This window comes from Mesorhizobium sp. M4B.F.Ca.ET.089.01.1.1 (genome assembly GCF_004022605.1).
GTDB classification, from domain to species: domain Bacteria; phylum Pseudomonadota; class Alphaproteobacteria; order Rhizobiales; family Rhizobiaceae; genus Mesorhizobium; species Mesorhizobium abyssinicae.
The window spans coordinates 1-2,716 of record NZ_RZOS01000615.1 but is presented as its reverse complement, the minus strand read 5'-3'; the positions used below and the strand labels follow the sequence as shown (position 1 = coordinate 2,716).

Sequence of the window (2,716 nt, the reverse complement as noted above, 5' to 3'; positions counted from 1 at the left end):
GTCCGTGATCGCGCCGGAACTTGGGAGGATCGTCGAGGAGTCACTGGCGTGAGCCGCGACCTCAACAATCCCTTCTCCCCGTTCACGGGGAGAAGGTGCCCCGAAGGGGCGGATGAGGGGCGGCGCCAACATGGGCAGACGATGGCGCTGCCCCTCAGCTGCCTGCCGGCATCCTCTCTCCGTGAACGGGGCGAGGAAAGCTTGCCCCGCGCCGCCGCGCCCTTCCTTGGCTTTGCCCGCCTGTTGCGGCGCCACGCCTTCGCCGTCGCGCCGGAACAGGCCACCAGCTTCATGCAGGCGGTGACACTGCTTGGGCCGCGCTCGATGAACGACATCCGCGAGGCCGCACTTGCCACGCTCGCGCCTTCGCCCGACCGTCGCATCGAATTCGACGCACATTTCCGCAGCCACTTCTATGGCGACGTAAAACCGTCGATCGAGGGCGAAGAGGATGAAACCCGCATCAAGGACGATCGTGGCACGCGCGAGGAAGAAACCCAGGCCGCTCGCCAGGAGAAAGGCGGCGAGCTGTCCTCGGCGCGCGAGCAGTTGAGCAGCCGCGATTTCCAGCGCGACGCCGACGGTCTTGGCGCATTCCGCCGCGGGCTCGCCTCCGCCCTGCCCGCCCGTCGCTCCTTCCGCACCATCCGCACCCGCTCTCGCGGCACGCTCGACCTCAGGCGCTCGCTCAGCGAAATCGTCAGCGCCGACGGCGACATTCCTTCGCCGCAGCTCCGCCGCCGGCAGACCGTGCCGCGCAAGCTGCTCCTGCTCATCGACGTCTCCGGCTCGATGAAGCTCCACACCGCCGATTACCTGAAGTTGGCGCACGCCGCCGTGCAGGGCGCCGACCGTGCAGAAGTCTTCACCTTCGGCACTCGGCTCACGCGCATCACCTCGGCGCTGCGTATCCGCGATCGCGACCAGGCGCTCGCCCGGGCAGCGGCTTTGGTCGACGACTGGGACGGCGGCACCCGCATGGGGCCGACGCTGCTCGCCTTCCTGACCGTGCCGCGTTTTTCCGCCTTCGCCCGCGGCGCGGCAGTGGTCATCCTTTCGGATGCGTTGGAGCGCGGCGACCACGCCGATCTCGAGACCGCGATGCGTCGCCTGAGCGCCCGCGCCTTCCGATTGTCGCTGGCGACGCCGCTCGCCGGCGATCCGCGTTTCCGGCCGGCGACGGCGGCGCTGCGCGCCATCCTGCCGGTGCTGGACGATCTGGTCGACGGCTCGTCGCTGAAGAGCCTCACGGATTTCATCCTGTCGCTCGCCCGGCCCGCTCCGTCGGCCGAGGCCATCTGGAAAAGGGTATCGTGATGCAGAAGGCGATCGACGCGCATTTCCACATCTGGCGCCAGAAGGACCAGCCCTGGCTGGTCGGACCGATGGTGCCGCGCATCTTCGGCCCCTACGAGCCGATCCGCCGCGACTATCCAATCGAGGAATTCCTCGAAGACCAGAAGGGGTCTGGCGTCGAAAAGACCGTCTATGTCCAGACCAACTGGGCCAAGGAGGATTTCGAGAAGGAAGTCGCCTTCCTGCAGAAGACCGCCGACGAAACCGGCTGGCCGCACGCCATCGTCGGCTATGCCGACATGACCGTCGACGATGTCCGGCCGCAGATCGACCGGCTGATGAAATACAAGCTGCTGCGCGGCGTGCGCATGCAGTTGCACTGGCACGAGACGCCGGCTTTCCGCTTCGCCGCCTCGGCAGACCAGGTCATCGATCCCACAGTGCGGAAGAATGTGGCGCGGCTGAAGGACTACGGCCTGTCCTTCGACCTCCAGCTTTTCCCGGCGCAGATGAAGGACGGCCTGACGCTGGTCGGCGAGAACCCTCAGACCAACTTCATCCTCACCCATGCCGGCATGCTGACCGGCATGGAACCGGAAACCACCGAGGCATGGAAGACCGGCCTGCGCACGCTCTCCGCCGCGGCCAATGTCTACGCCAAGCTGTCCGGCCTGGGCACCTTCGTCCACCGCAACGATCCGGCGCTGATCGCCTACATCGTCGACAACGCGATCGATATCCTCGGCTCGGACCATCTGATGTTCGGCTCGAACTTCCCGATCGAGAAGCTGTGGACCAGCCACGCCGAGCTGATCAAGACGCACCGCGCGGCGGTGGCCAGGCACGGCGCTGCGGCAGAAGCGGATATCTTCTGGATCACTGCGGAAAGGGTTTATCGACCGGCATGAGAGCCTGCACCCCTGTGGGAGACGGTGGATCGGCGCGCGGCCCGAGACGGATGAGGGCGCGACCAAAGGCGGAGCGAAGTTTATCTCGGCGATCGGCCCAAAATCCGGATGTCAATTCCGCGGCGAATGGCCTGAAACCTCGGCGCCCGCCGCCGGCGGCAGCACCAGGAAGCGGAAGGCGGCCGCAAGGCCGATTCCGCCGACCACCAGGAAGGCGATGCGGAAATCGACGAGATCGAGTGCTGCCCCGCCCCTCGCGATCTGCGACAGATTGAGGACCGCCGCCGCGACCGCCACGCCGAACAGCATCGATATCTGCTGCAGCATGCTGGACAGCGTCGCCGCCGAACTGCGCTGCGCGCCCGAGATATCGGCGAAAGCCAGCGTGTTGAGCGCGGTGAACTGCATCGAACGCGACAGGCCGGCGACCAGCATCAGCGCCACCACCAGCGCCTGCGGCGTTTCAGGCGAGATCGCCGCGCAGGCCATCACCGCGAGCGAGGCGATCAGGC

The 2,716-nt window shown here is 66.9% G+C and carries 2 protein-coding genes and 1 pseudogene; 2 read left to right on the top strand and 1 reads right to left on the bottom strand.

Translation table 11 applies throughout. From position 1 onward, the window contains the following. Positions 1-201: 201 nt before the first annotated feature. A complete protein-coding gene (locus EN780_RS31595) occupies positions 202-1,317 on the top strand; it encodes a VWA domain-containing protein (protein ID WP_245500184.1) in 1,116 nt (371 codons plus the stop codon). Continuing rightward, entirely contained in the window at positions 1,317-2,204 is an 888-nt protein-coding gene (locus EN780_RS31590) for an amidohydrolase (RefSeq protein ID WP_189556899.1), read from the top strand. The genes EN780_RS31595 and EN780_RS31590 overlap by 1 nt, the downstream gene beginning before the upstream one ends. A gap of 111 nt (positions 2,205-2,315) precedes the next feature. Here EN780_RS31590 and EN780_RS31585 read toward each other — a convergent pair. After that, positions 2,316-2,716, bottom strand: a pseudogene (locus EN780_RS31585) (MFS transporter); the annotation flags it as partial.

Coding starts and splice junctions, on each gene's coding strand:
- EN780_RS31590 (WP_189556899.1), top strand. CDS start 1,317: ATGCAGAAGGCGATCGACGCGCATTTCCACATCTGGCGCCAGAAGGAC.